19 protein-coding genes are annotated in these 23,687 nt (G+C 67.7%); 9 read left to right on the top strand and 10 right to left on the bottom strand.

Translation table 11 applies throughout. The features are described from left to right. Positions 1–1,109, top strand: a 1,109-nt coding sequence (gene sucB / locus VIM54_RS10835) for a 2-oxoglutarate dehydrogenase, E2 component, dihydrolipoamide succinyltransferase (protein WP_331901231.1), incomplete at its 5' end; no start/stop codon positions are given. 49 nt (positions 1,110–1,158) lie between these two features. Here sucB and VIM54_RS10830 read toward each other — a convergent pair. Further along, a complete protein-coding gene (locus VIM54_RS10830; RefSeq protein ID WP_331901230.1) occupies positions 1,159–2,742 on the bottom strand; it encodes a protein kinase domain-containing protein in 1,584 nt (527 codons plus the stop codon). A gap of 118 nt (positions 2,743–2,860) precedes the next feature. Here VIM54_RS10830 and lipB point away from each other — a divergent pair, with 118 nt between their 5' ends. From lipB to VIM54_RS10815, 3 genes are read left to right on the top strand one after another with little or no spacing between them, the layout of a single operon-like run. Then, the gene (gene lipB / locus VIM54_RS10825; RefSeq protein ID WP_331901228.1) at positions 2,861–3,487 is read left to right on the top strand and encodes a lipoyl(octanoyl) transferase LipB; all 627 of its coding nucleotides are present in this window, start codon (positions 2,861–2,863) and stop codon (positions 3,485–3,487) included. Beyond that, complete coding sequence (gene lipA / locus VIM54_RS10820) at positions 3,484–4,473, top strand: lipoyl synthase (protein ID WP_331901227.1); 990 nt, start codon at positions 3,484–3,486, stop codon at positions 4,471–4,473. The genes lipB and lipA overlap by 4 nt, the downstream gene beginning before the upstream one ends. 4 nt (positions 4,474–4,477) lie before the next feature. After that, positions 4,478–5,191: a DUF4191 domain-containing protein gene (locus VIM54_RS10815; protein WP_331901226.1), complete on the top strand. Its 714-nt coding sequence runs from the start codon at positions 4,478–4,480 to the stop codon at positions 5,189–5,191. A gap of 39 nt (positions 5,192–5,230) precedes the next feature. On the opposite strand, the gene VIM54_RS10810 is transcribed toward VIM54_RS10815, so the two are convergent. Beyond that, positions 5,231–5,674 carry an RDD family protein gene (locus VIM54_RS10810; RefSeq protein ID WP_331901225.1) on the bottom strand — a complete coding sequence of 148 codons (444 nt, stop codon included), beginning with the start codon at positions 5,672–5,674 and terminating at the stop codon, positions 5,231–5,233. 135 nt (positions 5,675–5,809) lie between these two features. Between VIM54_RS10810 and glnA the strand changes: the two genes are divergently transcribed. Both glnA and VIM54_RS10800 read left to right on the top strand, forming a co-directional pair. Further along, positions 5,810–7,234 (top strand): type I glutamate--ammonia ligase, encoded by a 1,425-nt coding sequence (glnA, locus tag VIM54_RS10805; RefSeq protein WP_147782415.1) that lies wholly within the window; start codon positions 5,810–5,812, stop codon positions 7,232–7,234. Between the two features lie 75 nt (positions 7,235–7,309). Beyond that, positions 7,310–7,879 (top strand): RDD family protein, encoded by a 570-nt coding sequence (locus VIM54_RS10800; RefSeq protein WP_331901222.1) that lies wholly within the window; start codon positions 7,310–7,312, stop codon positions 7,877–7,879. A 12-nt stretch (positions 7,880–7,891) separates the two neighbouring features. On the opposite strand, the gene VIM54_RS10795 is transcribed toward VIM54_RS10800, so the two are convergent. The 3 genes from VIM54_RS10795 to VIM54_RS10785 all read right to left on the bottom strand — a co-directional run bounded on the left by VIM54_RS10795 (position 7,892) and on the right by VIM54_RS10785 (position 12,298). Further along, the gene (locus VIM54_RS10795; RefSeq protein ID WP_331901233.1) at positions 7,892–9,301 is read right to left on the bottom strand and encodes a UDP-glucose/GDP-mannose dehydrogenase family protein; all 1,410 of its coding nucleotides are present in this window, start codon (positions 9,299–9,301) and stop codon (positions 7,892–7,894) included. A 65-nt stretch (positions 9,302–9,366) separates the two neighbouring features. Beyond that, on the bottom strand, positions 9,367–10,788 hold the full coding sequence (locus VIM54_RS10790; RefSeq protein ID WP_331901220.1) for a glycosyl hydrolase: 1,422 nt from the start codon (positions 10,786–10,788) through the stop codon (positions 9,367–9,369). After that, positions 10,775–12,298: a glycosyltransferase family 2 protein gene (locus VIM54_RS10785; RefSeq protein ID WP_331901218.1), complete on the bottom strand. Its 1,524-nt coding sequence runs from the start codon at positions 12,296–12,298 to the stop codon at positions 10,775–10,777. The genes VIM54_RS10790 and VIM54_RS10785 overlap by 14 nt, the downstream gene beginning before the upstream one ends. A 628-nt stretch (positions 12,299–12,926) precedes the next feature. On the opposite strand from VIM54_RS10785, the gene VIM54_RS10780 reads away from it, so the two are divergent. Next, positions 12,927–13,280 carry a PLD nuclease N-terminal domain-containing protein gene (locus tag VIM54_RS10780; protein WP_331901232.1) on the top strand — a complete coding sequence of 118 codons (354 nt, stop codon included), beginning with the start codon at positions 12,927–12,929 and terminating at the stop codon, positions 13,278–13,280. Between the two features lie 85 nt (positions 13,281–13,365). On the opposite strand, the gene VIM54_RS10775 is transcribed toward VIM54_RS10780, so the two are convergent. Then, positions 13,366–16,323: a bifunctional [glutamine synthetase] adenylyltransferase/[glutamine synthetase]-adenylyl-L-tyrosine phosphorylase gene (locus tag VIM54_RS10775; protein ID WP_331901217.1), complete on the bottom strand. Its 2,958-nt coding sequence runs from the start codon at positions 16,321–16,323 to the stop codon at positions 13,366–13,368. A gap of 20 nt (positions 16,324–16,343) precedes the next feature. Beyond that, positions 16,344–17,699, bottom strand: a complete 1,356-nt coding sequence (locus VIM54_RS10770; protein ID WP_331901216.1) for a glutamine synthetase family protein — start codon at positions 17,697–17,699, stop codon at positions 16,344–16,346. A gap of 58 nt (positions 17,700–17,757) precedes the next feature. Between VIM54_RS10770 and VIM54_RS10765 the strand changes: the two genes are divergently transcribed. Next, positions 17,758–19,491, top strand: a complete 1,734-nt coding sequence (locus VIM54_RS10765) for an NAD+ synthase (RefSeq protein ID WP_331901214.1) — start codon at positions 17,758–17,760, stop codon at positions 19,489–19,491. A 39-nt stretch (positions 19,492–19,530) separates the two neighbouring features. After that, positions 19,531–20,367, top strand: coding sequence for a 3-methyl-2-oxobutanoate hydroxymethyltransferase (gene panB, locus VIM54_RS10760; protein WP_331901212.1), 837 nt, complete (start codon positions 19,531–19,533; stop codon positions 20,365–20,367). Positions 20,368–20,545: 178 nt separating this feature from the next. Here panB and VIM54_RS10755 read toward each other — a convergent pair whose 3' ends face one another. From VIM54_RS10755 to VIM54_RS10745, 3 genes are read right to left on the bottom strand one after another with little or no spacing between them, the layout of a single operon-like run. Continuing rightward, complete coding sequence (locus VIM54_RS10755; RefSeq protein WP_331901211.1) at positions 20,546–22,078, bottom strand: tripartite tricarboxylate transporter permease; 1,533 nt, start codon at positions 22,076–22,078, stop codon at positions 20,546–20,548. Beyond that, entirely contained in the window at positions 22,078–22,581 is a 504-nt protein-coding gene (locus tag VIM54_RS10750; RefSeq protein WP_331901209.1) for a tripartite tricarboxylate transporter TctB family protein, read from the bottom strand. Before VIM54_RS10750 ends, VIM54_RS10755 begins: the two co-directional genes overlap by 1 nt. After that, positions 22,578–23,585 (bottom strand): Bug family tripartite tricarboxylate transporter substrate binding protein, encoded by a 1,008-nt coding sequence (locus tag VIM54_RS10745; protein WP_414673212.1) that lies wholly within the window; start codon positions 23,583–23,585, stop codon positions 22,578–22,580. The genes VIM54_RS10750 and VIM54_RS10745 overlap by 4 nt, the downstream gene beginning before the upstream one ends. Positions 23,586–23,687: the final 102 nt, after the last annotated feature.

Here is a 23,687-nt window from a genome sequence, read left to right as displayed (position 1 = left end):
CCGCAGCGCAGGCGCCAGCGCCCGCCTATACGGTCGACGCGCCTCCGGCGGCACCCGAGGCGCCGGTCGAGCAGCCTGCCGCCGCGCCTGTCGCAGCCGAGCCGGCCGCAGCCGCGCCGGTCGAATCCACTGCGGTTCCCGCCCCGGTCGAGGCGCCCGCCGCCGCGGAGGTCGCCGAGACCACGCCGTCGGTTTCCACCGTGTCGAACTCCGGCTACGTCACCCCGCTCGTGCGCAAGCTCGCCAACGAAAAGGGAATCGACCTCGCCACCGTTTCGGGAACGGGCGTCGGCGGTCGCATCCGCAAGGAAGACCTCGTCGTGGCCGCAGCTCCGGAGCCCGAGGCGGCACCGACCCCGGTCGCGCCCGCCGCGGCCGCGCTCGAGACGTCGCCGCTGCGCGGCACGAGCGTTCCCATGTCGCGGCTCCGCAAGGTGATCGCCGAGCGCGCGGTCATCTCGATGCAGTCCTCCGCCCAGCTCACCTCGGTCGTCGAGGTCGATGTGACGCTCGTCGCCAACTACCGCGACCGCGTGAAGGCCGAGTTCCAGCAGAAGACGGGCCTCAAGCTCACCTTCCTGCCGTTCTTCGCACTCGCCGCGGCCGAGGCGCTCAAGGCGTACCCGATCATCAATGCGACGATCGACGGCGACACCATCGTCTACCCGGCGCAGGAGAACATCTCCATCGCCGTCGACACGGAGCGTGGCCTTCTCACGCCGGTGATCCGCGACGCGGGTGCTCTCGATCTTGCCGGCCTCGCCGCCCAGATCGCCGACCTTGCAGCCCGCACGCGCGACAACAAGCTGAAGCCGGACGAGCTCGCTGGCGGTACGTTCACGCTCACGAACACCGGGTCGCGTGGGGCCCTGTTCGACACGCCGATCGTCTTCCTGCCGCAGTCCGCGATCCTCGGCACCGGCATCGTGGCCAAGAAGCCCGTCGTGGTGACGAGCGACGGACTCGACGCGATCGCCATCCGATCGACCGTGTACCTGGCCCTCTCCTACGATCACCGCATCGTGGATGGCGCGGATGCCGCCCGCTTCCTGGTCGCGGTGAAGAACCGACTCGAGGGTGGCGATTTCGCCGCGAACCTCGGCGTCTAGACACGCTCTGACCGTGTGACACGAACGTCGCCTCCGGCCGGCCGTATGGCTAGCCGGGGGCGATGTCGCGTATCCGCCAGCCTGCACCGCCGCGAACCAGCAGCAGCAGCGACGCCGGCGGTGCTCCGCTCGCACCGACGATCCTGACCATCGCGGAGTCGCCCAACCGCTGAACGAGTTCGGCGTGGTCCGCCGCCATCGGCGCCGGCTTCCGCCAGTCCTGCTGCGCGGTACGGATCAGGTTCTCGTCCGCCTCGATGGCCGCAGAGCCGGCCTGGTCCACCGAGTCGAGACACCGCACCGAGAGACTCTCGATGCATAATGCGCGCGCGGCGACGAGCGCCATCGAAGCCGCCGCCGGGTCGTCCGACGCGACCGCTGCCGACTCACCGGCGCTCGGCGCCGCGGAAGGCCCGGTCGGACGCCCGCTCGGGGCCGGGCCGGCGGCGCCCGACTGCACGGTGGCCGGTCCCCCGGCCGCCGGGCTGACCGCCCCCGAGGGCGCGAGAAGCGCAACGGCCAGCACGAGCGCCACCAGGCCGGCCGCTCCGCCGACCCAGATCGGTCGACGGACGCCGGCGACGGATTGCCGCAGCCGCTCCCGGAGTCGCTCGAACTCGCCGGCCAGGAATTTGGGGCCGGGCAGGAGCCTGGGGCCAGGCAGACCGGGACCGCCGACGCTCCCGTTCCTCGCCGTCGAGCGGTGAACCCGTCGCGGCCGTGTGGTCGCCGGTGACATCGTGGCCGCCGGTAACATCGAATTCGGTCCCCAGGCGCCGTCGTCGGGTTCGTACTGCGGCACAGCGCCCAACCGCACGGCGTCCAACCGCACAGCGCCCAACCGCCCAGTGTCCAACCGCGCGGGTAGGCTCGGCGCTCGGCGCTCGGGAGGGGCACCTCCGAGGTCGAGCGGGAGCGCCGGGGCGAGGGCGAAGACCCTCTCGGCGAGTTGCCGCGGGAAGTCGTGGGCGTTCTCGACGCGGTCGAAGTCGTGCAGCCAGTCGACGAGGGCGGAGTGTGCCGGGCGGTGACCGTTCTGTGCAACCCGGGCGAGCACGGCGTGCACCAGATCGACGAGGGCATCGAGGTCGCGTGCCACCCGCGGATCGTCGGAGAGCTGCGCCGGGGTCAGGCTCCGACCTCGCGGGTCCGTGGGCAAGGAGCCGATGAGGTCCGCGCTGCCGAAGCCCGCCACGACCGGGGCGCCCACGTGGTCGAGCAGCACCGACGACAGTCGCACCGCCCCGTGTGCCACTCCCAGCCGATGCAGTTCGCCGACCGCCTCGACCACGGGCACGAGAGCCGTCACGGCTTCGCCCTCGGCAATCGTCGCCCGCTCGGCGAGCACCCGGCCGAGGCTCGCCGCCCCGAGGCGGGGAAGGATGAGGCACGGTCTTCCGTCGCCGGCGATCGCGAGGTCCCTCAGCTCGAGGATGTGGCGCGCCGAGACCCGGGCGAGAGCCTCGATCTCGGTGTCGATGCTGTGCACTGGGGTCGTGGACCGGTAGAGCTTGATCGCCGCCGTGCGGTCAGGACGCGGCACGGCATCCGACCCCGCGTGCCCGAGAAACACCTCGGCGCGCTCGCCCTCACCGAGCTTGCGCACGAGCCGATAGCCGCCGACGGATTCCACGTTGCCATGATGACCGCGCCGGCAGGGCGGAGCGGCCGGTGGCCCGCGCGGTGTGGACGGCGCGCGGTGGAACGTGCCTGGAGAGGAGCGGTGCCCGATCGCGGGTTAGGCTTGTTGGGTGATCGACTATGTCGTCGCGGGGCTAAGCGCCAACTCCGTGCCGTACTTGGAAGCCCTCGAGCTTCAACGCGCAACCCATCGTTCCGTCGTCGACGGGACATCCCCAGACACGGTCATCTTCCTGGAGCATCCGTCGGTCTACACGGCCGGCAAACGCACCGAGGACACCGAGCGGCCGTCCGACGGCACTCCGGTGATCGACGTCGACCGGGGAGGGAAGATCACCTGGCACGGGCCAGGACAGCTCGTCGGGTATCCCATCCTCCGGCTGCCCAACCCGATCGACGTCGTCGGCTACGTGCGCCGCCTCGAGAGCATGCTCATCGACGTGCTGGCCGAACTCGGGGTCGAGTCCGGCCGGGTCGAAGGCCGCTCGGGCGTCTGGATCGACGGCAACGACAAGATCGCCGCGATCGGCATCCGGGTCGCCGAGGGCGTGACAATGCACGGCTTCTCGCTCAACTGCAGCAACGACTTCGCCGCCTACGATTCGATCGTCGCGTGCGGCCTCGCCGATGCCGGCGTCACCTCGATTTCCCGCATCCTCGGTCGCCGGGTCGACCCTGCCGACGTCGTTCCGATCATCCAGCGCCACTTCTCCATCGTCGCCGGAGTGACCGCGTGAGCGCGCCGACCGAAGGCCGCAAGCTGCTGCGCCTCGAGGTGCGAAACGCCGAGACCCCGATCGAGCGCAAGCCGGAGTGGATCAAGACCCGCGCCAGGATGGGCCCGGAATACCTGCAGCTCCAGCAACTGGTGAAGAGCGAGAATCTGCACACCGTGTGCCAGGAGGCCGGCTGCCCCAACATCTTCGAATGCTGGGAGGACCGCGAAGCGACCTTCCTGATCGGAGGCTCGCAGTGCACCCGCCGCTGCGATTTCTGCCAGATCGACACCGGAAAGCCGGCCGACTACGACACCGACGAGCCGCGACGCGTCGCCGAGTCCGTCGTCGCGATGAACCTCCGGTACGCCACCGTCACCGGCGTGGCCCGGGACGACCTGCCGGACGAGGGAGCGTGGCTGCACGCCGAGACCGTGCGCCAGATCCACGCCCAGTCGCCGGGAACCGGGGTCGAGATTCTCGCGACGGACTTCTCCGGCAACCCCGACCTGCTCGGCGAGGTGTTCTCCTCCCGCCCGGAGGTGTTCGCGCATAACGTGGAGACGGTGCCCAGGATCTTCAAGCGCATCCGCCCGGCGTTCCGCTACGAGCGATCGCTCGACGTGCTGACACAGGGTCGCGCTGCCGGCCTCATCACCAAGTCCAACCTCATTCTCGGCATGGGCGAGGAGCGCGCCGAAGTGAGCCAGGCGCTGCAGGACCTGCACGACGCCGGCACCGACATCATCACCATCACCCAGTACCTGCGGCCCTCGCCCCGGCACCTGCCGGTCGCCCGCTGGGTGCGGCCGGAGGAATTCGTGGAGATGAAGGAAGAGGCCGAGGCCATCGGATTCCTCGGCGTGCTCGCCGGGCCGCTCGTGCGCTCGTCCTACCGCGCCGGCCGCCTGTGGGCCCAGTCGATGCAGAGCAAGGGCCGCGAGGTGCCAGTGCAACTGCGGCACCTGTCCGATGCGTCCCTCGGCTTTGCGCAGGCCGTATCCTAGAAACATGGCACGCACCAAAGACTCCGCTCCCAAGCCCGCGAAAGAGCCCGGCCGTCTGAAGCAGATGTACCAGGTCTTCCAGATGACCCGGCGGTACGACTCGAACGCGGTCTGGTGGATGGCCCTCGCCGTGCTCGCGCCGATCCTCGTCGGAATCGTTGCCGGCTTCATCCTCTCCCCCGACTCCCCATTCGGATTCGTGCTCTGGATCGTCGCCGGGGTGCTCGGCGGCGTGCTGCTCTTCCTGATCGTGCTCGGCCGTCGCGCCGAGAAGGCCGCATACTCGCAGATCGAGGGCCAGCCGGGGGCCGTGGGCGCGGTGCTGAAAAGCTCGCTGCGGCGTGGCTGGACCGCGAGCGAGATGCCCGTCGCGGTGAGCCCGAAGACGCAGGACGCGGTCTATCGCGCCGTCGGCAACGGCGGAGTGGTGCTCATCGGAGAGGGCCCGAAGTCGCGCACCCAGAAGATGCTCGACGAGGAACGGCGCCGCGTCACCCGCATCCTGCCGAACGTTGCGGTCAACTTCCTGCACGTCGGCCCGGACGAAGACGCGGTGCCGCTGCACAAGCTCGCGGGCCGGATGGCCAGGTTCAAGCGAACGCTCAACAAGGCGGAGATTTACGCCGTGAGCAACCGGCTGAGCTCACTCGGCAAGAACCAGCTTCCGATTCCCAAGGGCGTCGACCCGATGCGCGCCAGGGCTCCCCGTCCGCGCTAACCGCCGCACCGCTCCGGACACTCCGCGGCACGCGCCGAACTAGCGGCGCACGAGCACTGTTCCGGCCAGTCGGTCGTGGAATCCACGCTGGTCGCGGTCCCAGATGAGCGCGGGGATGCCGATGCACAGCAGAACCGTGCGCACCGCCGGTCTCCACACCCCAATCCAGCCGGGCGCCAGTGGAACAAGCCGCATCCCGAGCAGGAGGTGTCCGACGCTGCCGCCAAGCAACGCGAGGAACACGATCTGCAGGATCGCGAAGATCGCGAGGATCGTGAACGCGTCGGGTGAGGCCCCCGCCGTGGTGAAGAACACCCACGCGAGCAGATAGGCGAGCCCCCAGTCGATCACCAGGGCGGCTACGCGGCGGCCCAGCCGGGCAACGGATCTCGGGCCAGATGCCGGGAGACCGAGGCGCCTTCCCGGCCAGTCCCCCGCCTCCCGTTCGGCGCTCCTCGAGTCGGGAGAAAGGGGGGATGCCATGGCTTAATCCTACGGCCCGCGCCGAGCCGTAACATGCCGGAAACAATAGCGACACCATGGCGAAACTCCGTCGGCCTAGCCTCACAGTGGCTGTGTTTGCCGCCGACCCGTACCAAGCTCATTGGAGTCCTTCACATGTTCAGTGATTCTTCAGAAGTGCTCAAGTTCATCAAGGACACTGACGTCAAGTTCCTTGATCTTCGTTTCACCGATCTCCCCGGTGTGCAGCAGCATTTCAATATCCCCGCCTCGACCGTCGATGAAGAGTTCTTCTCGGTCGGTCAGATGTTCGACGGTTCGTCCATCCGTGGATTCGCTTCCATTCACGAGTCGGACATGCAGCTCATCCCCGACGTGACCACCGCCTACATCGACCCCTTCCGCGTCGAGCGCACGCTCATCATGGTCTTCGACATCTACAACCCGCGCAACGGCGAGATCTACGGCCGCGACCCGCGCCAGGTCGCCAAGAAGGCAGAGAAGTACCTCGCCTCGACGGGCATCGCCGACACCGCGTTCTTCGCCCCCGAGGCCGAGTTCTACGTGTTCGATGACGTCCGCTACGAGGTGAAGCAGAACGGATCGTTCTGGAAGGTCGACTCCGACGAGGGCGCCTGGAACTCCGGCCGCGAGGAAGACGGCGGAAACCTCGCCAACAAGACGCCATACAAGGGCGGCTACTTCCCGGTGAGCCCGATCGACAAGCAGGCCGACCTGCGCGACGACATGAGCCTCAAGCTCATCGACGCCGGTCTCATCCTCGAGCGCGCCCACCACGAGGTCGGCACCGGCGGCCAGGCGGAGATCAACTACCGCTTCAACACCATGGTGAACGCGGCGGATGACCTGCTCAAGTTCAAGTACATCATCAAGAACACTGCTGAGCAGTGGGGCAAGACCGCGACCTTCATGCCGAAGCCGCTCTTCGGCGACAACGGATCGGGTATGCACACCCACCAGTCCCTCTGGAACGACGGCGTGCCGCTGTTCTACGACGAGAAGGGCTACGGCGGGCTCAGCGACATCGCGCGCTGGTACATCGGCGGACTGCTCAAGCACGCCCCGGCGGTGCTCGCGTTCACCAACCCGACGCTCAACTCGTACCGCCGCCTGATCCCGGGCTTCGAGGCCCCGGTCAACCTGGTCTACTCGGCCGGCAACCGGTCGGCGTCGATCCGCATCCCGATCACAGGCACCAACCCCAAGGCCAAGCGCATCGAGTTCCGCGCGCCGGACGCCTCGGGAAACCCGTACCTCGCCTTCGCTGCACAGCTCATGGCCGGTCTCGACGGAATCAAGAACCGCATCGAGCCGCACGAGCCGGTCGACAAGGACCTGTACGAGCTCCCGCCCGAGGAGGCGAAGAACATCCCGCAGGTTCCCGCGTCGCTCGAGGAGGCCCTGCGCGCCCTCGAGGCCGACCACGACTTCCTCACCGCAGGAAACGTGTTCACGCCCGACCTGATCCAGACCTGGATCTCGTACAAGCGCGACAAGGAAATCATTCCAGCCGCTCAGCGTCCCACCCCGTTCGAGTACGAGCTGTACTACAGCGTTTAGTCGTTCGGCGTAGACAAGGGCCGCATCCTCTCGGGGGTGCGGCCCTTCGTCGTTCGCCCGGCTAGGGTTGGGGCGATGAGAGCTCCCCTGGGCCGCCGGATGCTCGCCGCGCTGATCGACTACGCGATCATCCTGGGCTGGGTCGCGATCCTGCTCGGCGGCACCCTCGCTATAGACTTCGTCGCCTTCGGCGGAGTGGTGGACCTCTTCGACACGGTCGGCATCGGCGGAAGCGAAGCGATAGCCTTCGCCAGCCTCACGCTCCCCGTCGGCGTGTACCTCTGGGCCACCGAGGCGAGCGGCAGGCACGCGACGGTGGGCAAGCGCGCCATGGGCCTGCGGGTGCTCAGCACGGACGGCTCGTCACCCTCGGCCGCCGCGGTGCTTCTGCGTACGATCGTGAAGCTGATGCCGTGGGAACTCGCGCACTTCTTCGTCTTCCAGGTGACGTACTACTCGCTGCACCTGGGGCGACCGGACTCCGCACCCCGCTGGGTCCTCGCCGGTCTCGTCGCCGCCAACCTGATCCCTCTGGTGTATGTCGCCTGCGTCGTTTTCACCCCGTCACGGCGCGGCCCCCACGACTTCGCCGCCGGCACAGTTGTGGGCTGGAACCCTCCCGAGGGAAGGGCTCCAGCCCACTGAACCGCTCGGTGGTTAGGCTCCGACGAGCGAGCCCGAGTTGCGAAGCACTAGAGGTGCCGGATAGCCGAGCAACGGCGCCGGCGACGTGCCGAGACCTGTGAGCTCCCACCCGGCCGAACGCCATGCATGGGCATCGAGGCAGTTGCGTGCGTCGATGATCACCGGAGAGGCCACCAGGTCGATGAGCTTGCTGGGGTCGCTCGCCGAGAACTCTTCCCACTCGGTGAGCACCAGGAGGGCGTCCGAGTTGGTCGCGGCCTCCTCGATCGAGTCGGCATAGATCAGGGTCGGGAACATCTTCTGCGCCGTCTCCTTGGCCTCCGGGTCGAACACCACGACCTGTGCGCCGCGAAGATGCAGCGCCGCCGCCACGTTGAGAGCCGGCGAGTCGCGCACGTCATCGGTGAGCGGCTTGAAGGCCGCGCCGAGAACGCCGATCCGACGGTTGAGCACCGATCCGCCGCAGGCCTCGATCGCCATGTCGATCACGCGCAGGCGCTGGGACATGTTGATCTCGTCGACCTGCTGGAGGAGGGATGCCGCCTTCATAGCGCCGAGCTCGCTCGAGCGGTGGATGAGGGCCCGGATGTCCTTGGGAAGGCAGCCGCCGCCGAAACCGAGTCCGGCGTTGAGGAACTGGCGACCGATCCGCACGTCGTGGCCGAGAGCGTCGGCGAGTGTGTTGACGTCCGCGCCGGCGGCCTCGCACACCTCCGCGATCGCGTTGATGAATGAGATCTTCGTCGCGAGGAACGCGTTGGCGCTCACCTTGACGAGCTCGGCAGTGGGCAGGTCGCACACGATGACCGGCGTGCCGGTGGCGATCGGAATCGCGTAGACGTCGCGCATGATCGCCTCGGACCAGTCCGAGGTGCCGCCGAGCACGATGCGGTCCGGCGTGAGCGTGTCGGCAACGGCCTTGCCCTCGCGCAGGAACTCGGGGTTCCACACGATCTCGGTGGAGATGCCCTCCGGCACAAGCTCCAGAATCATCTCGCGCAGCGCCTGGCCGGTGCCGACCGGAACGGTCGACTTGCCGACGATGAGTCCGTCGTGCGTGAGGTTCTTCGCGACCTGGCGGGTGGCCTCCTGCACGTAGGCGAGGTTGGCCGCGTTGCTTCCGCGCTGCTGGGGTGTTCCCACGCAGATGAAGTGCACGTCGGAGAGGGCGGTGGCCTCGGCGATGTCGGTCGTGAAGCGCAGGCGCCCGCTCTGCACGTGCTTGAGGATGAGTTCCGGAAGCCCTGGTTCGAAGAACGGCACACGTCCCTCGCTCAGCGCCTTGGCCTTTGCCGGGTCGTTGTCGACCCCGATGACCTCGAAACCCATTTCGGCCATGGCCGCCGCGTGGGTTGCACCGAGGTAACCGGTGCCCACAACGCTGATGCGAGGGGCGGTTGCCGGCAGTTCTGACGTAATCATCTGGTCTTCTGTGTTCGTGGTCAAAATGTCCTCCTGATCGTGGTTACGGTCACTGTGTTGGTTAATCACTTGGCTGGTTTGAGTATGAAGTTGTCACCGGCACCGGCGAGTCCGGTGGAGAAGGCCGCGAGGCTATCCGGCCGTGATTCGATTCGCCAGTCGTTGGTAGCGAGCTCACCTTCCGTGTACGTCGTCACTGCGAGGTTGAACCAGGAGAAGCCGATGATGTCCTTGTTCTCTGGCTTGGCGAGCGCCGCGAACAGGCTGTTGATCCAGGCGACCTTGTGGCCGCCCGTCTCCGATGCCCCGATCTCCGCGAGGAGGATCGGCTTGCTCGTGATCCGGCGCAGTTCCTTCAAGCTCGCGCCGAAGGTGTAGTCGAACGTGAAGTCGTTCTCGGGCTTGTATGCCGGCCGCAGGTAGCCGGAGAGGCCCACGACATCCACGTACTTCTCGCCCGGATAGAGTCCGTCGAGGTACGCCGACGCCTGGTGGCTGGCAGGCAGGTTGTTGACGATGTTCGGGGCCCAGACCCACACGACGAGGCTGTTGGCACCCTCCTGCTCGAAGATGTCGTGCACGTGCTGCCACATCTTCGCGTAGTCGCCGGCGCGGTTGCCGTTGATGGCGTTGCCCTTGCCGTCGTCTTCCGCCCAGGGGTACCAGGAGCCGTTCATCTCGTGGTCGAGACGGATCCCGAGCGGGAGACCGGAGGCCACGATGTCCTTCGCGTACTGGTGCAGGTACGCGTCGAAGCTGCCTGGGACACCCGCGGCTGGGTCCCCGATGATCTTCGGCAGGGAGTACTCCGGTGCGGCGATCTGGTTGTTCGCCGCGCCGATCGGGCGTGACTCCCAGGTGAGCACCGGAAGGGTGTTGCGCTGCCAAGCGGCCTTGACGACGTCGCCGCGGAAGTTCTGGTCCCATCCGCCGAAGTAGCCGACGGCATTCGGCTGGCTGCCGATTTTGACGCCTACGCCATTGAACGAGGCCCAGTTGAACGGCGCCTGGTCGGTGTACAGCCCGAAGTACCGGGAGGTGGGCGCCATGATCTGCGCCTTGGTCGGCACGGTCAGGGCAGCGGTCACCGCCGCGGGCTTCGACGTCGGCTTCCTGGCCGGCGCCTTAACGGCCACCGACGCGGTCTGGGCGGCGTCGAGCGCTCCCTGCGCCGACCACAGCTGCTGCTGGATGGTGGCGAGCTGCGCCTTCGAGGCGGTGAGGCTGAGCTTGCTGTTGGTGAGCTGCTTCTGCAGGGCGATGACCTGGCTCAACAGGGCATTGCGCTCGGCGAGCACCTTGTCTTGCTGGATCTGCTCCTTGGAGACCGCCGCGACGGCCTCGTTGATCGGGTTTGCCGGTGAAGTCCACACGATGACACTCGTGGTGAGGAGGCCGAGCACGAGCACCGATGCGCCGACGGCGGTCCAGCGTGCCCGGGTGCTGGTGACTGACCACCAGGATCCTGTGCGCCTAATTAGTGACAATGAAATACGCCTCCAAAGCGAATATGGCGATGCCGATGACGTACGGCCAGGCGGCCTTCGGGTTGAGACGTCGACGACTCGGAATGGGCTTGCTGATCACGACGGTCTGCGCGGCACGCCGCGGAGACGCCTCGAGAACGGCAGAGGTGTGGTGGGACGAGCTGCGCGGTTCGAAGTCGAGCGCGGCGAGTTCGTCGTCGAGACTGAGGCCATCGCTCTCGGCGTTGGCCGACAGCCCGCCGACGAAGCTGTCGTTGGACGCGCCCCCGCCGTAGGCTCCGGCCCGGGTGCCCCAGCCGCTGGCGTGACCCATGCGGAAGAACCCGATGAGGCGAACCGGCATGAGGAACGCGGTCGAAACGATGATGAAGACGGGGAGCCGGAAGAAGTCGCTCGGCTTCTCGGAGAGGTGCCTGATCTGGCGAATGGCCATGCTGAGCACCGAGGAGACCACCATAAGACCGATGACGAGCGCGATGCCGCCCTGCCAGCCGTATTCCTTGAGGATCCCCTCGTAGAAGTTGTAGCCCTGGCCGGTGAAGCTGCGGTAGATCCAGCCACCGATGACGCCGGCGAGCAGGAAGGGAAGCACGATGTCCATGACGAAGAAGAGCGCGAGCACCGGCGCGTGGCCGAGCATCCAGGGCAGCATCCGCAGGGTGTTGTACTGGCTGCCGCGGGCCCAGCGCAGCTGCTGCTTGAACAGCTTCTTGATCTGGAGCGGGGCATCCGTGTAGACGAGCGAGGTGTACTGGTACACCGTGCGGTAGCCCTCTTTGAGCGTGAGGTTCGTGAGGGTGCGGTCGTCGCTCACCTCGAGGAACACGCCCATGTAGCGCTCGGTCATGAAGCGTTCCATGACCTTGACCATGATCGAGCGTCGAAAGGCGATCGTGCGTCCGGGAAGGCAGCCGACCTGGCCGAGCACGCTCTGGGCCGGCATCGAGTACAGGGCGCGGGAGTTCTCCAGCCAGTCCGCCCAGCGGGTGATCCAGCTGCGCTCCGGCTCGAGGATGCGCTGGCGCGTTGTGACGCCGCCGACGGACTCTTCGGCGAACGGCTTGAGCAGCTCGGACAGGGTGTTCTCCGTCCACACGGTGTCGGAGTCCACGAGCACCGTGATGTCGCCGGTGGACAGCTCCGTGCCGATCATCACCGCATTGCGCTTGCCGGGGATGGGCGTGTGCACCCAGCGCACCAGGGGCGCGAATTCCTCGCACACGCCCTGGAGGGGCAGGTTGACGGCGCCGTTGATGACGACGATGATCTCGCCGGGCTTCTGCTCGACCATGCGGCCGAGCACGTCGCGGAACAGGTCGAGCGGCTCATCGAGCACGGGCACGATGACGCTCGTCGTGCCGGTGAAGGTGCCGGTGAATGGCTTGTACCGGCTCGAGACGATGAGCTTGACAAGCCACAGCGCCCAGATGAGGGCCGAGTACACGGCGAACATGTATACCTCGAGGTGGCCCTCGAGCATGTGGCGGATTTGAAGGATGAAAATAAACACGGTTCCCCAATCTGCGGCTGGTGTTTGACTTCCGCAACACTGAGGAACTGATCGTTTTCTTCGGGGTACCTGATTATTGTCATGCCCGCAGAGCAGATGCAAGCGGGGCAGACGGCCCGGACTACGCCCTCACGATCTCCCGACGCCGCCCCCGAAAATTTGAGAGGTCACATGTCGGCAATTAGGCCCACCACGGTCGTGGCCTCCTAAATGCCGACCCGATTTGCGGTACTTTACGACTCCTAAGCATCGACTCGTGACCTAGCGGAATCGGGAAACAACCTGTTCAGAGGGCCATTCGGTCGAGTCGTCCTCCGTGCGAACGCCGGACAGGCAGGGCGATGACCCGTTGCCAGCCGGTAGCCACCTGTCCCCTGATGCCGTCAGCGCCTCACCCAAACGGGGTACAGGAACTGCCCGAATGGGGTACTTGACAAAACTCGTTGAAATTGGTGAAACGTTTACGAGCTAGAAACATCACCACGAGTCGAAGACGACGACGACGACGGCGGGAGGATGCGACGGACCGCGATGATCACCCAGACGGCCTGGCGAGGCGGTCGGGTCCGCAGGATTCGAGGCAAAAAGGGTGCGCAAAACCCCGCTTTGGCGCGCGTCCCGCTGCTAAATCTGGATCCTCTTCTGGACGTTCGCCTTAATTGAGTACCTCTTCACGATCTTCTCCGTGGTGGGCGACCCGTTTCGCGACCACGCCCTCAGCGGCGGCTACAAGGCGCTGTGGCTCATCTTCCTGATCTTCGTGCCGTTCCTGACGGTGCTCGCCTACCTCATCTTCCGTGGGGGCGGCATAGCCGAACGCCAGGCACGGAGCGCGGCCGGGGCACAGGACGCCACGGAGTACTACATCACGTCTGTCGCCGGCCAGAGCCCGGCTGACGAGATCGCCAGGGCCAAGTCCCTGCTCGACGCCGGAACCATTAGCCAGGTCGAGTTCGACTCCCAGGCCGAGTTCCACTCCTAGGCCGAGTTCGACTCCCAGGCCGAGTTCGTCTCCCTCAGGGCGAACGCCCTCAAGTAGGCGCGACCGCCGCTCCTCGGCAACCCGGCTAGCCGGTAGTGGGCTCCTGGCGCGTCTCCAGACCGTAGAAGCGCCGCTCGAAGACCGCCCGTGCCAGCCGGGTCACCCGAAGGTAGTCCTCCTCGAGGGCAGACGCCGACCCTGGCGGGTATTCGAGCAGACGCGCGACGCCATCGAGCTGTTTGCGGTCGGTGGGCAGCACATCCGCCGTCCGAGCGGTCCACAGCGTCATCGCGGAGCGCACCCGGGAGGCGAGCACCCACGCGTCCCGCAGTTTCTCCGCCTCGGCATCCGTCAGGTAACCCTCCCGACGCGCGACGTCGAGGGCATCGAGTGTTGAGGTGGTGCGCAGCCCGGGGAGGCGCGCGCCATGCTGGAGCTGGATTAGCTGCACGAACCACTCGACGTCGCTCAGTGACCCCCGGCCGAGTTTGAGATGACGTGCGGGGTCGGCGGCCTGTGGAAGCCGCTCGGACTCCACTCGCGCCTTGATGCGCTTGACCTCGCGAACGTCCTTGTCGGCGATCCTGGTCGGAAAACGCACCTCGTCGGCGAGGGCCTCGAAATCTGCCATCAGGGCCGCATCGCCCACCGCCGCTCGAGCCCGCAGGAGCGCCTGCGCCTCCCAGGTGAGAGACCACCGCTCGTAGTACGCGCGGTAGCTCGCGAGCGAACGGACGACCGCGCCGTTCTTTCCTTCCGGCCGCAGATCGATGTCCAGGTCGAGCGGCAGCCGGAGGTCCTCGGTCTGCCTCGCCAGGTCCGCGACGATCGCCTCGGCGGTGGCCTGCGCCTCGGCGTCGGTGGCCGTCGTCGCGCGGTAGACGTACATCACGTCGGCGTCCGAGCCGAAACCGAGCTCCTGGCCGCCGTAGCGCCCCATGGCGATGATGGCGAACTCGATGCCGTCGTGCGGGGCGCGCACCGCGGAGAGAACGCCGGTGAGCAGCGCGGTGGTGACGTCGGAGAGGGCGCGCCCGAGCTGCTCGACGCGGACGTGCCCGAGAATCGCCCCGATCGCGAGGCGCAGCACCTCGCGTCGTCGTGCGGTGCGCAGAGCGAGGGAAGCCGAGGCGAGGTCGTCGTGACGGGCGAGAGTCGCCACGGTCTCCTCGATCAGGGCGGCGGCGGTGCGCGGCCGCAGTTCCTCCTCGTGGTCGAACCACGCGGCGGCCTCGGGGATGCGCTCGAGCAGCACCCCGACGAAACGTGAACTCGAGAGCACGTTCGTGAGGCGTTTCGCGGCGCCGGACGAGTCGCGCAGCATCCGCAGGAACCAGTACGACTCCCCCAGGTCGTCGCTCAAGCGGCGAAAGGCCAGAAGCCCGTAGTCGGGGTCCGCGCCATCCGCGAACCACTGCAGCATGACCGGGAGCAGGTGCCGCTGGATCGACGCGCGCCGCGAGACTCCCCCGGTGAGGGCGGCGATGTGAGCGAGCGCCCCCTTCGGGTCGGTGAATCCGATCGCGGCGAGGCGGTCGGTGGCCTGCTGGCTGGTGAGCGCGAAGTCGCCCTCACGCAGTCCCGCGACGGCCGAGAGCAGTGGCCGGTAGAAGAGCCGCTCGTGCAGGCTGCGAACCGCGTGCTTAACCCTCGTCCACTGCTCGGTGAGTTCGGCGGCGCTCGTGGCCCGCCCGGTGGCGCGGGCGAGGATGCGCAGGGACTCCCTGTCGCTCGGCATGAGGTGCGTGCGCCGCAGTTGTGAGAGCTGAAGCCGGTGCTCGAGCAGTCGCAGGAAGCGGTAGTCCCTGGCGAATTCGGCCGACTCCACCCGCCCGATGTAGCCCTGCTCGGCGAGAGCGGCGAGGGCGGGAAGGGTGGCCCGCTGGCGCACCCGGTCGTCCGTCTGGCCGTGCACGAGCTGCAGGAGCTGGATGGTGAACTCGACGTCGCGAAGTCCGCCAGGTCCGAGCTTGAGTTGGAAGTCGAGTTCGTCGCTCGGGATGTTCTCGGTGACGCGCTCGCGCATCCGCTGCACGCCCTCCACGAAGTTCTCGCGGGACGCGCTCGTCCACACCTTCGGGGCGACCCGCTCCACGTAGCGTTCCCCGAGCCCGAGGTCCCCGGCGAGCGGCCTCGCCTTGAGCAGCGCCTGGAATTCCCAGCTCTTCGCCCAGCGGTCGTAGTACGCGACGTGCGACTCGAGGCTGCGCACGAGGGCACCGTCCTTGCCCTCCGGCCGCAGGTTGGCATCCACCTCCCAGAGCCCCGGCTCCCTGGCGAAGTCGTGGATGCCGCGCATCGTCGCCATGGCGATCCGCGTGCCGATCTCCACGGCCCGGTCATCCGTGACGCCGTCGCCCTCGACGACGAAGATCACGTCGACGTCGCTCACGTAGTTGAGTTCACGCGCCCCGGCCTTGCCCATGCCGATGATGGCCAGGCGGGTGGCCGCCACCTGTTCGGCTGGGAAGGTCGAGTGGCTCCTGGCCACCGCAAGCGACGCGTCGAGCGCGGCGGCGGCCAGGTCCGCGAGGGCCGCCGCCACCGTGTCGAGGGCTCCGAGCGGGTCGGCCTGGGCGAGGTCGTAGGCGGTGAGCGTGCTGAGGTGTCGGCGATAGCGGGCCCGGAGAGCGTTCCAGGCCGTCTCCTCGGTCGCCGCACCGAGACCCGCCACGGACTCGAGGAGCTCCGCGCGATACTCGTCGACAGTGGGCGGCCGCTCGAGCGGTTCGGCGAGGGCCGCGAGCTCGTCCGGGTGCCGGAGGAAGAACTCCGCGAGCCCCGACGACGCCCCGAGAACACGCACGAGACGGTGGGCGCTGTCTTCGCCAGCGAGCAGGGCGCCGACCTCGGCGGGCGATTGCCGCATCAGCTCCATGAGCGAGCTCAGCGCCTGGTCCGGGTTCGCGGCGTCGGCAAAGAGGGCCACGAGACCGGCGGTCTGGTGACTCTGCCCCAGTTCGGCCAACTGCGAGGCCGCCCCGTCCAGCTCGGCAAATCCGAGCCTCGCGAGATCGGTGAGGGTGGTGAGTTCGCGCGCCATCGAACGGTCCTCGCCGTTGGTTACAGCATCTCCAGGTTGCTCTTCAGCTCGTAGGGCGTCACCTGGGCGCGGTACTCGCGCCACTCCTGGCGCTTGTTGAGCAGAACGAAGTTGAAGACCTGCTCGCCGAGCGTCTCGGCGACGAGCTCGGACTCCTCCATGAGCGACACCGCGTGGTCGAGGCTCGCCGGCAGCTGGTTGTAGCCGAGCGCCCTGCGCTCCGCGTCCGACAGCTCCCAGACATTGTCTTCGGCCTCCGGGGGCAGCTCGTAGCCCTCCTCGATTCCCTTGAGTCCCGCCGCGAGAAGCAGCGAGAACGCGAGGTAGGGGTTGGCGGCCGAGTCGATCGCGCGGTATTCCACGCGCGCGCTCTGGCCCTTGTTGGGCTTGTAGAGCGGCACCCGCACGAGAGCGGAGCGGTTGTTGTGGCCCCAGGTGACGAAGCTCGGCGCCTCGCCGAGCTTGTTCTGGGAGGCCCCGCCCCAGAGGCGCTTGTACGAGTTGACGAACTGGTTGGTGACCGCGGTGATCTCCGGGGCGTGCTTGAGCAGCCCCGCGATGAACTGGCGGCCGATCTTGGACAGCTGATACTGCCCGCCGGCGTCGAAGAAGGCGTTGGAGTCGCCCTCGAACAAGGACATGTGGGTGTGCATTCCGGAACCGGGCTCGCCGGACAGCGGCTTCGGCATGAAGGTCGCGTATACGCCCTGCTCGATCGCCACCTCCTTGATCACCGTGCGGAAGGTCATGATGTTGTCCGCCGTGGTGAGGGCGTCCGCGTAACGCAGGTCGATCTCGTTCTGGCCGGGACCGGCCTCGTGGTGGCTGAACTCCACCGAAATGCCGAGATCCTCGAGCATGCGCACGGAGCGCCGGCGGAAGTCGTGAGCGGTGCCGCCCGGCACGTTGTCGAAGTAGCCCGCCTGGTCGACCGGCTCCGGCCCGTCGGCGCCGAATTTCGAGCTCTTGAGCAGATAGAACTCCACCTCGGGGTGGGTGTAGAAGGTGAAGCCACGATCGGCGGCCGTCGCGAGGGTGCGCTTGAGCACGTTTCGCGGGTCGGCCACTGCCGGCTGGCCGTCGGGCGTGGTGATGTCGCAGAACATCCTGGCCGTCGGGTCGATCTCGCCGCGCCACGGCAGGATCTGGAACGTCGCGGGGTCCGGATGGGCGAGCACGTCGGCCTCATAGGACCGGGTGAGGCCCTCGATGGCCGAGCCGTCGAATCCGAGGCCTTCGGCGAATGCACCCTCCACCTCGGCGGGGGCGATCGCGACGGACTTGAGGGTGCCGACGACATCCGTGAACCAGAGGCGGATGAACTTGACTCCGCGTTCCTCGATCGTACGAAGAACGAAGTCACGCTGCTTGTCCATTTGCTCCTCTTACCCTGCCGACTCTGGGGCTTCATCCCCGGCTATTAGGCTAGTGGCTATGCCCCGACTCCGCTTGGCGCTAGGCCAAACCAACCCCATCGTCGGCGACCTGGCGGCAAACTCGCAGCAGATCTTCGAGGCGGCCCGGCATGCCGCCCGGCAGGGAGCCGACCTTCTCGCCGTCGGCGAGATGGCGCTCAGCGGCTACCCGATCGAAGACCTCGCCTCGCGGCCCAGCTTCCTGGTGGAGGCGCACGAGGCGGTCGACCACCTGGCCAAGCGACTCCAGGATGCGGGGCTCGGCGACCTCGTCGTGGTCGTGGGGCACCCGGACGGCCCATTCGAGCCGCGCCTGATCGGCACGAGCAACGCGCCGACCGCCATCGCCCAGAACCGGGCGAGTGTGCTGCAGCACGGCCACGTCAAGGCGCGCTATGCCAAGCACCACCTGCCCAACTACTCGGTGTTCGACGAGTACCGCATCTTCATCCCCGGCGACGAGCTTCTCGTGCTGCGGATCAAGGGGGCGGATGTCGCGGTCATCATCTGCGAGGACCTCTGGCGGGACGGCGGTCCGCTCGCGCGAGTGCTCGAGGCAGACGCCGGGCTCCTGCTCGTGATCAACGCGTCACCGTTCGAACGCGACAAGGACGACGAGCGGCTGCCGCTCGTCACGCGACGGGCGCTCGAGACCGACACCACGGTTGCGTACGTCAACATCGTCGGCGGACAGGACGACCTCGTGTTCGACGGCGACAGCGTCGTGGTCGACGGCTCGGGCGGCATCCTCGCGCGAGCGCCCCAGTTCGCCGAACACCTGCTCGTGGTCGACCTCGACATCGCCGAGGCGTCCACGGCGGCCCTGCCGGACAACGTGCGCCGGGTCGCCCTCGAGGCGGCTCCCGTCGTTGGCCCGACCCTGGAGACCGACATCGCCGTGCCGCCCGACAACCGTGAGCAGCTCTGGAACGCCCTCGTGCTCGGCCTGCGCGACTACGTCCTGAAGAACCGCTTCCCCTCGGTGATCCTCGGCCTGTCCGGCGGAATCGACTCGGCGGTCTGCGCCGCCCTCGCCGCCGACGCGATCGGGGCGCACCGCGTCTGGGGTGTGAGCATGCCGAGCCGCTACAGCTCGGAGCACTCGCGCTCCGACGCCGACGATCTCGCCGAGAACATCGGCCTCAACTATTCCGTCGAACCGATCGCCGACCTCGTGCTGCCGATCGAGACCCAACTGAGGCTCACCGGCACCGCGGCGGAGAACGTGCAAGCCCGCATCCGGGGAATCATCCTCATGGGACTCTCCAACCTCCACGGCCACCTCGTGCTCACGACCGGCAACAAGACCGAGCTCTCGGTGGGCTATTCGACGATCTACGGCGACTCGGCGGGCGGTTTCGCGCCGATCAAGGACGTGCCGAAGCTCCTCGTCTGGGAGCTCGCCCGCTGGCGCAACGACGTGGCCATCGAGCGAGGCGAGGTGCCACCGATCCCGCAGAGTTCGATCAGCAAGCCGCCGAGCGCCGAACTGCGCCCTGACCAGACCGACCAGGACTCCCTCCCGCCGTACGAGATGCTGGACGGCATCCTCGACGCGTACATCACCCGCGCCCTCGGTCGAGAGGATGTGATCGCCCTCGGCTTCGACGAGGAGACCGTCGACTTCGTGACGAAGCTCGTCGACCGTTCGGAATGGAAGAGGCGGCAGGGCGCGATCGGCCCGAAGATCAGCGGGATGGCCTTCGGCCGCGACCGTCGACTGCCCATCACCTACCGGCCGAGCACGGCCTGATCCCCCGGCCGCACCGTCCCCACGACTAAGGTGGCTCCCATGACCGACCCCAGCGCAGCAGCGACGCAAGCGAACCTCAAGCGCGTGCGCACGAGGCACTTCCAGAACGCCAAGGAGACCGGGGTGAAGATCACCGGCCTCACGAGTTACGACCAGCTGACCGCGGCGATCTTCGATGCGGCGGGCATTGACTTCCTGCTCGTCGGCGACTCCGCCGGCAACAACGTGTTCGGCCACGACACCACTCTTCCGGTGACCGTCGACGAGCTCATCCCGCTCGCCCGGGCGGTCGCCGGCGCGGTCTCCCGCGCCTTCGTCGTCGCGGACATGCCATTCGGATCGTACGAGACCAGCCCCGACGAGGCCTTGCACACGGCCTTCCGGTTTATGAAGGAGACACACGCGCACGCGGTGAAGCTCGAGGGCGGGCAGCGCAGTGCCGAGCAGATCCGCCGCATCGTGTCGGCGGGCATCCCCGTGATGGCGCACATCGGTTTCACGCCCCAGAGCGAGCACGGCCTGGGCGGGCACCTCATCCAGGGCCGCGGAGAGGGGGCAGCACAGCTTCTCGCCGACGCGCACGCCGTGGAGGATGCCGGCGCGTTCGCCGTCGTGCTCGAAATGGTGCCGTCGGGCGTCGCCGCGCAGGTCACCAAGGAGTTGCGGATCCCGACGATCGGCGTCGGCGCCGGCCCGCACGTGGACGGGCAACTTCTCGTCTGGACCGACTGGGCCGGGCTCACCACCGGGCGCATCCCCAAGTTCGTGCGGCAATACGCCGACCTCAAGGGCGTGCTGACGGATGCCGTGAAGGAGTACCGCGGCGACGTCGAATCCGGCGCCTACCCGGCCCCGGAACACGAGTACGAGGACTGAACGGGCGGCCCAGCCACCCCGTCGCGCTCCTTCCTTCCTTCCTTCCTTCCTTCCTTCCGAAATCCATGCAATTGGCGGCGCCACGCCGCTCACCATGTTTCAGACGCGGCGTGTCGGCACGGAATGCATGGATTTCGGAAGGGGCTTCAAGGGATGGATGGGCGGGCGGGCGAGCCGATCAGCGGGCCTGGGAGTCCTCGCGGTCCCGGGCGCTTGCGCGCGCCACGGAGCGACGACGCCTGGCCAACCCGATGACCGGCGGCACGACCAGGAACAGCGCGATCGCCGCATAGAGCACCACGGGCAGCGGCTCGCTGATGAGAGCGGACGGGTCCCCTGCGCTGATCTGCAGCGCGCGGCGCAGTTGGCGTTCCATCTCCGGCCCCAGGATCGCCCCGACGATGACCGGCAACACCGGGAATCCGTATCGCCGCGCCGCGTAGCCGACCGCGCCGATGATGAGCAGGATCACGATGTTGAGCGTCTGCATCCCGGCCGCGTATGCGCCGAGGGTGGCGAAGAACAGGATGCCCGCGTAGAGGTACGGGCGTGGGATCCGCAGCAGCCTGGCCCACAGCGGGGCGAGCGGTAGGTTCAGCGCCAGCAACAGCGCGTTGCCGACGAACAGGCTCGCGATGAGGGTCCAGACGAGCACCGGCTCCGTCTTGAACAGCAACGGCCCGGGATGGATGCCGTACTGGTTGAATGCGGCGATCATCACCGCGGCGGTGGCCGTGGTCGGCAGCCCGAGCGTCAGGAGCGGCACGAGGGTGCCGGCCGCAGAGGCGTTGTTCGCCGCCTCCGGTCCGGCGACCCCCTCGATCGCGCCGTGACCGAACTCCTCCGGATGCTTCGCCAGCTTCTTCTCCACCACATAGGAGAGGAACGTGGGGATCTCCGCCCCGCCTGCAGGGATGGCCCCGAACGGGAATCCGATGACCGTGCCGCGCAACCACGGCTTCCAGCTGCGTTTCCAGTCCTCCCGGCCCATCCACGGCACACCCACCGGTATCGTCGCCGGCTTCGACTGGCGCAGGTGGGCGGCGATCCAGAGCGCCTCGCCGACGGCGAAGAGCGCGACGGCGATCACGACCACGTCGATTCCGCTGGCGAGCAGCGGCTGGCCGAACGTCAGCCTCGGCTGGCCCGAGGTCGGGTCCATTCCGATCAGTCCGATCGCGAGACCGATGAAGAGCGACGCGAGACCCCGGATGCGCGACGTTCCGAGCACGGTGCTCACCGCGACGAACGCGAATACCATCATCGCGAAATACGAGGGCGCGCCGAGGCTGATCGCGATGGAGACGATGAACGGAGCGACGAAGACGAGCGCGGCCGTGGCAATCGAGCCCGCCACGAACGATCCGATCGCCGCCGTGGCGAGGGCCTGGGCACCTCGACCGGCCTTGGCCATCTTGTTGCCTTCGAGGGCGGTGACGACCGACGACGATTCGCCGGGCGTGTTGAGCAGAATCGAGGTGGTCGAGCCGCCGTACATCCCGCCGTAGTAGATGCCCGCGAACATGATGAGGGAACCCGTTACATCGAGCGCGTAGGTGAGCGGCAGCAGGAGCGCCACCGTCATCGCCGGCCCGATTCCCGGCAGGACGCCGACGGCGGTGCCGAGGAGAACCCCGATGAGGGCGAAGAGCAGGTTGGTTGCCGTGAGGGCATGGGAAAAGCCCTCGAGGAGGAGGGAGAGGTTGTCCATCAGAGGATTCCCGTCAGCAGGCCGGCCGGGAGTGTGATTCCGAGACCGAGCACGAAGCCGTAGAAGGTGAGAACGGCCAGCACGGCGCCGATCAGGAGGGCCCAGAAGTAGCGCCGCGAACCGAGCAGCAACGCCGACCCGTAGAACATCAGGCCACTCGCGATGACGAAGCCGAGGAAGTCCATCAGGAGTGCCGAGACGAGGATGAGGCCGGCCAGACCGAGCAGCGTCGGCCAGTGCGCCCCGCCGGACAGGTCGACGTCTTCGCCGTCCTCGGGCTCGGCGTGCCCGCCGCGGAGAACATCCACGGCGAGAGCGAAGGCGCACAGGAAGAGCCCGATGGCGATGATCGTCGGGACGACCTGGGGCCCCATCACCGCTGTCGAGACCGCGGTGTGACGGATCCGTGCGGTGTCGACCGCGATGATGACGGCGACCACCCCGAGCACGGCGGCGACGCCGAGCTCGGAGCGGCCGCGCAAGCGGGCGCGGAGAGTGGTCACGCCAGTCCGAGGCTCTTCAGCACGGTCGCGACGCGCGTGTCCTGGGCCGTGAGAAACGAGGCGAACTTGTCTCCGGTGATGAAGGCATCCGTCCAGCCATTGGCCTCGAGCACCTTCGCCCAACCCTTACTCGCGTGCATCTTGGTGACGGCGGCGGTGAGGCTGGCCTTCTCGGCCTGGGTGATGCCGGGGGGCGCGAGCAGTCCGCGCCAATTGGTGAAGACAAGGTCGACGCCCTCTTCGGTTAGCGTCGGCGCATCCACGACGGGCACGCGCTTGGCGCTCGTCACCGCGAGCACCCGGAGCTCGCCCGACTTCACCTGCTCGAGGAACTCCCCGTAGCCGGACGCCGCGAACTGGAGCTTGCCGCCCAGCACCGCGGGCAGCAGTTCACCGCCGCCGTCGTACGCGACATAGTTCACGTCCCCCGGCTTGATGCCGACCGCGTCGGCGAGCTGCATCGGCAGCAGGTGGTCCGGCCCTCCGGGGGACGAGCCGCCGCCGACCGGGAAGCTCTTGGGATTGGCCTTCCATGCCGTGATCAGATCGTCGAGGCTCTTGTATGGCGAGTTCGACGGAACGAAGATGGCCCCGGCCTCCTCGATGAGGCGGGCGATCGGAGTCGCATCCGCGACCGTGGCATCCCCCTCGTTCGTGTACGCGGCACCGACCACGCCGAGTCCCATGACGAGCAGGAACTTGCCGTTGCCCTTTTCCGTGAGCGTACGGGCGAGGCCGACGGTGCCGCCCGCGCCGGCGAGGTTCGTCACCTCGGTGCCGGAGGAGACACCGATCTCGTCCATCACCTTGACGGCGGCCCGACCGGTCACGTCGTAGCCGCTCCCCGGCGCGTTGGGCACCATCACCTGCAGGTTCTTCAGGGTGCCGGTGTCGCCGGCCGACGTCGTGGCCGCGCCGGTGACGCCGCACGCCCCGAGCGCGAGTACCAGGGTGGAGGCGATGACTGTGGCGCCGATGAGACGCTGCGTTCGTGCTGGTGTGATCACTGCAATCCTCTTTGATTGATGGCCGGCCGCGTCGCCGGACTCGACCATGGTGCACAGGTCCACCAGAGCCGGTGCTACTTACGGACATAGCGAACGTTG

The organism is Lacisediminihabitans sp. (genome assembly GCF_036569425.1).
GTDB lineage: Bacteria > Actinomycetota > Actinomycetes > Actinomycetales > Microbacteriaceae > Lacisediminihabitans.
This window is presented reverse-complemented; position numbering and strand designations above follow the sequence as displayed.

Bases quoted from the DNA above. Each gene is read 5' to 3' on its own strand.
- VIM54_RS10775 (WP_331901217.1), bottom strand. From the start codon at position 16,323: ATGGCGCGCGAACTCACCACCCTCACCGATCTCGCGAGGCTCGGATTT.
- glnA (WP_147782415.1), top strand. From the start codon at position 5,810: ATGTTCAGTGATTCTTCAGAAGTGCTCAAGTTCATCAAGGACACTGAC.
- VIM54_RS10810 (WP_331901225.1), bottom strand. From the start codon at position 5,674: ATGGCATCCCCCCTTTCTCCCGACTCGAGGAGCGCCGAACGGGAGGCG.
- VIM54_RS10815 (WP_331901226.1), top strand. From the start codon at position 4,478: ATGGCACGCACCAAAGACTCCGCTCCCAAGCCCGCGAAAGAGCCCGGC.
- VIM54_RS10765 (WP_331901214.1), top strand. From the start codon at position 17,758: ATGCCCCGACTCCGCTTGGCGCTAGGCCAAACCAACCCCATCGTCGGC.
- VIM54_RS10770 (WP_331901216.1), bottom strand. From the start codon at position 17,699: ATGGACAAGCAGCGTGACTTCGTTCTTCGTACGATCGAGGAACGCGGA.
- panB (WP_331901212.1), top strand. From the start codon at position 19,531: ATGACCGACCCCAGCGCAGCAGCGACGCAAGCGAACCTCAAGCGCGTG.
- VIM54_RS10800 (WP_331901222.1), top strand. From the start codon at position 7,310: ATGAGAGCTCCCCTGGGCCGCCGGATGCTCGCCGCGCTGATCGACTAC.
- VIM54_RS10755 (WP_331901211.1), bottom strand. From the start codon at position 22,078: ATGGACAACCTCTCCCTCCTCCTCGAGGGCTTTTCCCATGCCCTCACG.
- VIM54_RS10795 (WP_331901233.1), bottom strand. From the start codon at position 9,301: ATGATTACGTCAGAACTGCCGGCAACCGCCCCTCGCATCAGCGTTGTG.